The sequence below is a fragment of the Streptomyces chiangmaiensis genome, from assembly GCF_036281785.1.
Lineage (GTDB): Bacteria > Actinomycetota > Actinomycetes > Streptomycetales > Streptomycetaceae > Streptomyces > Streptomyces chiangmaiensis.
In genome coordinates this window covers 1-7111 of record NZ_JAYWVC010000303.1, presented here as the reverse complement: position 1 = coordinate 7111, position 7111 = coordinate 1, and the positions used below count along the sequence as shown (strand labels likewise).

Here is a 7111-nt window from a genome sequence, read left to right as displayed (position 1 = left end):
GGTGCGGCCGGGGCGGGCGGCAGGGCGGTGTCGCCGTTCGGGGCCCGTCCCTCGGACGCTGACACGCATTCGGAACAAAACGTGCGCGGGCAACAGCAGAACTGCTGTTGCCCGCGCACGTTGTTTCCGGGGTCACGTTGCAGCGTTTCCCCAGGTAAGCCAGTTCGTTCGGACCAGCGAATCGAACCGAGGCCCTGCTGCCTCCGCGGCGGCCGGGCGATGTCACAACTATTAGGGCGGGTCCGTTGTTTACCAAGTTTGCGGTACGTCCTCGAACGCAATGGGATGCATCGGAACACCGTGAACTTTTCCGCACCCCATCTGACCTGCGTTGATTAGACTTTTGGGGTTGTTCAGTGAAATTGTTCAGTCGGTTGATTGTCGTTGTCCAGCGGTTCCCTTTGGGGCGGTTTGAGTGCCTTTCTGGGCGGAATCTTATATTCCACCTGCAAATCAACTTGCTCACCTCCCTTACTGGCCGGTGACGCGAATCCCACGGCTCCCCGAATTTGCGGTTCAATCGGACCGGCGACGCTTTCCCGGTTGCAGCCGGGGTCGTTTCGGACCAGCGAGCGGGCAGGCTTTCGGGCCTGCCCGCGTGCCCTCTCCTATGCGAGCGGGCACCGAACCCGGGCCCCAGGGGCCCGAGAAGGGCAGCCCTACGTGGCACTCCTCCCCTTTTCGCGGGGGCCCGGCCATCCCGCGTCCCGCCCGCCCAAGAACGGAGTCTTCCTCTGGGCGTGCGTCCTTGCGCTCATCTGCGGCGCCACGACGCTGCTCGTCTTGCTCGGCATGCCGGTGGCCGCCGCGGTCACCACCGTCTCCTCCCTCGCCCTGGTCGCGACCCAGGTGGTGAACACCCACCAGGACAACCGAAAGAACGACCCTGGCCAGGACGCCGCCAGCCCTGCAGCCCAGCAGTCGGTCACCCCTGAGTCACTCGGCTCATCTCCTGCCGCATTGGGGACCGCAGCAGCAGATGAGCTGCTGCCGGAGAGGAGGCATGATGGCCAGGCCTGAGAGCCCGATCCCCGAGACCGCGCCGCCCCCGCTGCGCCACTTCGCCCAGAGGATGCGCTCTTCCCGCAAGGCGACGGGCATCAACTACCGGGACATGGCAAAGGTCGCCAACTACTCCGCGAGCGCGCTGTCGCAGGGGGCCTCCGGCAAGGAGCTGCCGACCTGGGAGCTCACCCGGGCGTACATCCTCGCCTGCGACGAAGACGAGAACGAGTGGCAGGCCTTCTGGGAAGAGACGCAGAAACTCCTCAGCGAGCCCTCTGCCCCCTCCAGGGAAGAGCCGGCAGACCACAACCAGGTGATTGAGTCCGAGCGGGGGCTGTCCGGCGCGCCCCGGCTCGCCACGGTCAAGGTCCCGACCATCCCCAAGTCCACCCCGATCGCTTCGTTCAGGGCGGACTGGGACGGACCCGAGTACATCGTGACCGCACTCCAGCTGCTCCGTGCGCGAGCTGGCCAGCCCTCCTTGCGGCAGCTCGAGGCTCGATTCCGCAGGAATGGCCAGTGGATCTCTAAGACCACCCTGTCCAGGGCTCTTGGCGACGAACGGCGCCTCCCGAGTCTTGAACTGACCCTCGGCCTAGCTCAAGCCTGCGACGCAGCGAAGGACGAGCAACTCCTGCTCCGCCAAGCCTGGCATCGCATCCGCAGCCAGAAGAATGCCGTCGGAGTCCCCCCGCCAGAGGAGGACACCTCACCCGCTGCACCCGCTGAGACGGGCGGTCCCACGCTGCCTCAGCAGCCCACCACCTCCCCCCGGCGCAGCACCGACCGCCTTGCGGAACTGGACGGCACCGAAGAGCCGGCAGCGGAACTCGTCGCTCTGCTGAACCTGCTCCGCCGCTACATGGGCGAACTGGGCTGGTCCTACATGGTGCTGTCGAAAAGGACTGGCGTCACAGCCAGCACGTGGAACCGCTGGTACACGCACAAGAAGCTCCCCACACGGGACGCACTCATCAGCTTCGCCAATGCCGCGCCCACGGTCGTGGACCGGGAGGAACTCCTCGGCCTGTGGCACGCGGCCTGGCAGGCGCAGGAGACGAAGCAGGCACGGGCAGCTGGCCCCGTTCCGGCTGGCGCCGAGCAGGAAGACCGACAGGCTGCGGGTACTCCGGCGACGACAAGGTCGCCCGAGCAGCTGGCATCAACCGAGACGACGCCACAGACGGAGGTCAAGAAGCAGGCCGGTTGGGTTGTCGCAGTCATCATGAGTGTGGTCGTCCTGGCGGGAGGAGGAGCGCTCTGGGGCATCAACACCAGCGCCTACAACCCAGCCAATACCCAAGGAACATCTCCCTTGGCTTCACCCACCACATCCCCGGCGACGGCCCCGCCGCTGACAACTTGCCACAGAGACTCCTGCACCTCGGTGGAGCCGAAGGAGTCCATCTGTTCACTGGACGCCATCACCGCTTACATCGGGCGCAAGTTCGGGGCGACGATCGAGCTCCGCTACAGCCCCCGCTGCGCCGCCGCCTGGGCCAAGATGAGCAACACGTCGCCGGGCGACGGCGTCACAATCACCTCCAAAAACGGTGATTCCGAAGAATACCGTCAGCAGTATGGGCACAACGCCTATACCCGAATGATCCCTGTCACCCGCCTCGACGATGCTCGCGCCTGCGCGAAGATTCAGAACCGCGGCACCGTCTGCGTCGCCGCACCCGAACTATCCAGCCCCACCCCAACCTGATCAACGGCGGGCGCGCGACGACGCAGCCACGAAGCATGCGAGTCCCGGAGTCTGTGACTCCGGGACTCGTGCCCGCGCCGGGCGTTCCCCTCGAAGCACGCCGCGCACGCCACCGTCCAATGAACGCCTGTGCCCGCGAATCGCGAACACAGGCCTCCGACGGGGTAGTCGCGACAACCTCTCCTTATCCGACGCGAGGTCGGGCGGCCCTCAACTCCGGAGTCCAATCGACCGGGGGGCTAAAACGGTCGATTGCGCCCCCTCGGTTCGATCCAATGATCCGAGCCGGGCATAGCGGGGTAAATCGGTGCACCGATCCAATCGGGTCCGCTCCGCGTTTGCGCCTCCCCATTTCGCCCCTTACGGTCATGATCCGGCGCCCCGCCGGACGAGCGAAGAGGGGACGATAGGTGACGGACCGTCTGTATCTTCGGCACTCTACCGACAAGCAGACCAATGCCCGCCAACTCCATGCTTTGGATAGTCTGCTCAAGTCCGGCGCACCTATGTACGAGGACCCGGCCACGTCGTCCCGCGTCTACGCGATCAACCGGTCAGGGTTCCGTCGGCTGCTGAATGAGGCGGCGGTCGGCGACATCATCCGCGTCGCGGATGCCGCGCGACTGTTCCGCTCGACCAAGGATGTCATCCAGATCCGGGAGGTCCTTGGGCGGCGAGGCCTGCATCTGCGCATCGCGACCGGCTGGTCCGGCTTCGACCTGGCGGCCGACGACCCGCAGACCAAGCTGTTCGTCACGATCCTGGAGTTCCAGCGCGACATGATCAGCGAGAACACTAAGAAGCTGTGTCACATCCTCTTTCCGCAGGTCACGGCGCAATGAGGTGCGGCGATGACTCCGCTTGCCGTTCGGTTTGGCGTCGATGGACGGTTGACCGAACGGCAGTGGAGCCCTCCGGATTCAGTCCTCCGGCTCCTCCTCGGCATCGCCGATGGCAATGCGCAGGCCGTGGATGCCCTGCAGGATCCCGATGACGGATGCCTCCGCCCGGCCAAGGGCTTTCCGCACGGCTTCCGCATCACCGCGCTGAAAGGAAAGGTGGGCGCCGAACGCGTCCGCCGCGGCCATGAAGGACGCCGCCCGACCCGGAGGCGTCTCCTCCTCTTCGCCCATGAGCTGCACCCCAGTGCGCTCCAACCGGTTGGACAGCACGTTGGCCGTAAGACCGGAGTCGGGCCCCACCTGCTCGGCCCATCCGACCACCACTTCGGCGACGTCCTCCATCTGTTCGTTCGCCATCCGGGTCGAAGCGGTGATCTCCAGCTCCGTCTTGGCCAGCAGTGCACCGAGCAGTCGCAGACGGTCGTCCTCCTGCGGACCCTCGGGCCACAACTCCGGATCAAGGACCGGTTCAGCGCCCAAGGCCACCAGTGCCCGATAGATCTGATCCGCATTCACTGGATGCTCGCTTCTGATACTCACACCCCCAGCTTCACCGGAACGAAGGCCCGAGGACGCGATCACACACCGGGCGCCCAAGCTCAGGCGGCTGACGCGAGGCTGACCGGGGCCGCCTCGGGGCGGCGGCGTGGGCGGGACAGGCGGCGGGACATGAGGGTGATGAAGGCCCACTGGATGTGGGCTTCTGCGTGGGACATGAGACGCTCGTAGTCCCTCGCGTTGCGCCGGGCCCGCATCGTCCACGAATTCGACCGCTCGACCACCCACCTCTTGGGCAGCACGACGAAGCCGTCGGCGTCCTTGGGGCGGGGAACGACCTTGATGGTGATGCCGAGGGTGTCCTGTGCCCAGGTGGTGAACTCCTCGCCTCCGTAGCCGTTGTCGGCCCAGACCAGGACGATTTCGGGGTGTTCGGCATGGAGCCGGGTGAGCAGGATGCGGGCAGCGGCGCACTCCTGGACGTCGGCGGGGGTGACGAGCAGGTCGACCAAGAGGCCGTCCTGGTCAACAATTAGATGCCGTTTCCTCCCATTTATGCACTTTCCCGCATCGTATCCGCGCGTTGCTTTGGACACGGTCTCCGCGCCTTTGATGGACTGGGCGTCGATGATCACCCGGACCGGCCAGGCGCAGCGGTGGCTTCGCAGGCGCAGTCGGCGGCGGAGCTGATCGAGGATGCGCTTGAGCACGCCGGTCTTCGCCCAGCGCGCGAAATACCCGGACACGGTGCGCCAGGGAATGCCGAAGTCGGCCGGCAGCGCCCTCCATTTCGCCCCGTTGTCGACGATGTACCGAATCGCGTCGACCACCCGTCGCCAAGGCCACTTCTCGGGAGCGCCGCCTTTCGGGGTCTGGCATGCGGGCGTCGGGAGGAGGCGTTCGAGCAGGGCCCATTCGAGGTCGCTGGTGTCGGAGGGGTAGCGGTAGCGGGGCAGCAGCATGACGGTGCCGGGCCGCGACCTTGGGGATGGGGGTCAACTGCGGTTCGGTCGCGGCCCGCTGCCTGCCTTCCTGCTTTGGTTCACTCCAGGTTGGCCAGCAGCTGAAGGGTGGACTCGATCGCGCCCATCTGTGCCATGACGGTGCGGATGTAGGGGTCGCCGGGCGTCTTCTTCTGGTGCGGGAGGAGCATCCCGGCGATGAACTTCTCCACCCGGTGGTGGACGGCGTCGAAAAACGCCCGCTCGTAGCCGATCCACACCTCCGGCGCGTCGTCCAGCAATCGGTATCCCCACTTTCTGTCCCAGGTCACGGGCGGAAGGTCGCGTGCGGCGGTGACCTGGCGAAGGTGGGCGAGGCCGGTGTGGATCTGCGCGCGGGTGCGTTCGGTGGCGGCCATGAGCTGGGTGATGGTCAGTCCGGCGGGGCGGGCCTCTTGCAAAGCGCTGAGGATCGCTTCGGCGTGGACATGAGCGGGGCAGCCCCGCCCCATCGCCTACTCACCCGAACCCTTCAGCAGCCTTTCGAGCTGCTCGTCCAGGTCGACCTCACCGCGGGTGACGGCGTTCTCGATCCAGTCCGCCGCGGCGCGTACCCGGGCAAGGCCCCGGCCGATCGTGTCGCGTTCGCCGTCGTCGTAGTGCTCGCCGCGCAGGTTCGGCACGATCCGCCCGGCAGTGGCGACGAACTGTGCGCAGGCCGCGACCAGGTCCATGAACTGGGCGCTGTGCTCCATGCGCTGCAACTGCGGGGCCGCCTCCTCGTGCACGAACTGCGCCTGCTGGCGGAACCGGTCGAACTGAGCCTCGTTCACCACGTGCCTCGCTGTGTCATCGGCCATGGCCTTCGAGGCGACCGCCGGACGGCGCAGGAAGTCGGTGGTCACCACCGCCGCCACCGCGTCGTCGCTGGCCAGGTCGTGGATCGCCTCCACCTTCTCCTGGACGCTCTCCGGGGAGTCGACCTTCCAGCCCACCACGCGTTTCGCACTGTCGTGCGTCCACCGCGGCTGTCCGCCACGCGGGTTGGGCGGGGGGTTGTTGACCGCCTCGAAACGCTCCTGCTCATCGGGGATGCTGGCCGGGATCTTGTGGATCGTGTGCGAGACGTCCGCCCGCCGGCGCTTGGCCGGCCAGCGCGAGGACACCCACCGGTAGTCGCGGACCGTCGTGTAAGCCAGACCGATGTCCTCGGCGAACAGACGGATGGCCTCGCTCACGGTGAACAGGTCGTCCTTCCCGGCTGGATTCGCACCCCCATACGAACGCATGGGTTCAATTTCGAGAGCGGCATCACCGATCCGCCACTGGGCGCCGCTCATCGTGGCCACCCAGTCCCGCCCCAGCGTGACCAGCTCGTCGTAGCGTTCCCGGGTCACACTCCCGACCATGGCGGACATCCAACTCCTGCGGACCCGGACCGCGGCATCCCTTCATGCCGCCGACTCGCCCCGGACATCCGTTACTTGGCACCATCCGACCGCTTCGGACGGTCTGCCAGGGTGCGCGTCCCCGGCGCGTGGAGCGGCCGGGTGGCCGTCGGATGCGCGGTCTCACACCCCGCCCTGTTGCATGCGCCGTCTGTGCCAGGCCCGTTTGCGGCAGCGGGGAGAGCAGTACGTTGCCGAGGCGGGATGTTCGACGCCGACCGTCCAGGACGTCCCGCACTCCGGGCAGACGGATGTCTGGCTGGCCTTCACCGCCTCGGTCCTCGCCTTCGCCCGCCGTATCCGGCGCCAGTGTCGTGACCGGCACACGGACGAGCAGAACACCGCCGTCATCTTCGCCCGCGGCATCAGCGGCCCGCCGCACCCCCGGCACAACCGCGGTCCGGTGTCGTTCTCCGCGACTACGACCAGCCGCAGCCGGGGCACCCCGTCCCTGCCCATGCCGACACCGTACGACCGACCATCACTCCCGCCCATGCCTCGCTTCGAGCCAACCTACCCGAAGCGAAATAGTCCCTGACCTGCGGAAAGAGGATGTGACACAGCTTCTTAACTTGACTTTAAACCCCAGCAAGATCGTTTCTTGTC

Annotated in this window: 8 protein-coding genes; 4 read left to right on the top strand and 4 right to left on the bottom strand. The window is 66.7% G+C overall.

Features of this window, described 5'->3' with window-relative positions; all coding sequences use genetic code 11:
• Positions 1-663 precede the first annotated feature (663 nt).
• The 3 genes from VXC91_RS40670 (at position 664) to VXC91_RS40660 (ending at position 3558) form a co-directional block, all read left to right on the top strand.
• Entirely contained in the window at positions 664-1020 is a 357-nt protein-coding gene (locus tag VXC91_RS40670) for a hypothetical protein (protein ID WP_329512397.1), read from the top strand.
• Positions 1004-2716, top strand: a complete 1713-nt coding sequence (locus tag VXC91_RS40665; protein WP_329512396.1) for a helix-turn-helix domain-containing protein — start codon at positions 1004-1006, stop codon at positions 2714-2716. The genes VXC91_RS40670 and VXC91_RS40665 overlap by 17 nt, the downstream gene beginning before the upstream one ends.
• A 410-nt stretch (positions 2717-3126) precedes the next feature.
• Positions 3127-3558 (top strand): recombinase family protein, encoded by a 432-nt coding sequence (locus VXC91_RS40660; RefSeq protein WP_329512395.1) that lies wholly within the window; start codon positions 3127-3129, stop codon positions 3556-3558.
• A gap of 78 nt (positions 3559-3636) precedes the next feature.
• Here the strand turns inward: VXC91_RS40660 and VXC91_RS40655 are convergent, their stop codons facing one another.
• From VXC91_RS40655 to VXC91_RS40640, 4 genes are all read right to left on the bottom strand, one after another.
• Entirely contained in the window at positions 3637-4158 is a 522-nt protein-coding gene (locus VXC91_RS40655) for a hypothetical protein (RefSeq protein WP_329512394.1), read from the bottom strand.
• Between the two features lie 59 nt (positions 4159-4217).
• Entirely contained in the window at positions 4218-5078 is an 861-nt protein-coding gene (locus VXC91_RS40650) for an IS5 family transposase (protein WP_329512393.1), read from the bottom strand.
• 80 nt (positions 5079-5158) lie between these two features.
• Complete coding sequence (locus tag VXC91_RS40645) at positions 5159-5518, bottom strand: hypothetical protein (protein WP_329512392.1); 360 nt, start codon at positions 5516-5518, stop codon at positions 5159-5161.
• A 54-nt stretch (positions 5519-5572) separates the two neighbouring features.
• Positions 5573-6475: a DUF6192 family protein gene (locus tag VXC91_RS40640; protein WP_329512391.1), complete on the bottom strand. Its 903-nt coding sequence runs from the start codon at positions 6473-6475 to the stop codon at positions 5573-5575.
• A gap of 172 nt (positions 6476-6647) precedes the next feature.
• Here VXC91_RS40640 and VXC91_RS40635 point away from each other — a divergent pair, with 172 nt between their 5' ends.
• Entirely contained in the window at positions 6648-7043 is a 396-nt protein-coding gene (locus VXC91_RS40635; protein ID WP_329512390.1) for a hypothetical protein, read from the top strand.
• Positions 7044-7111 lie beyond the last annotated feature (68 nt).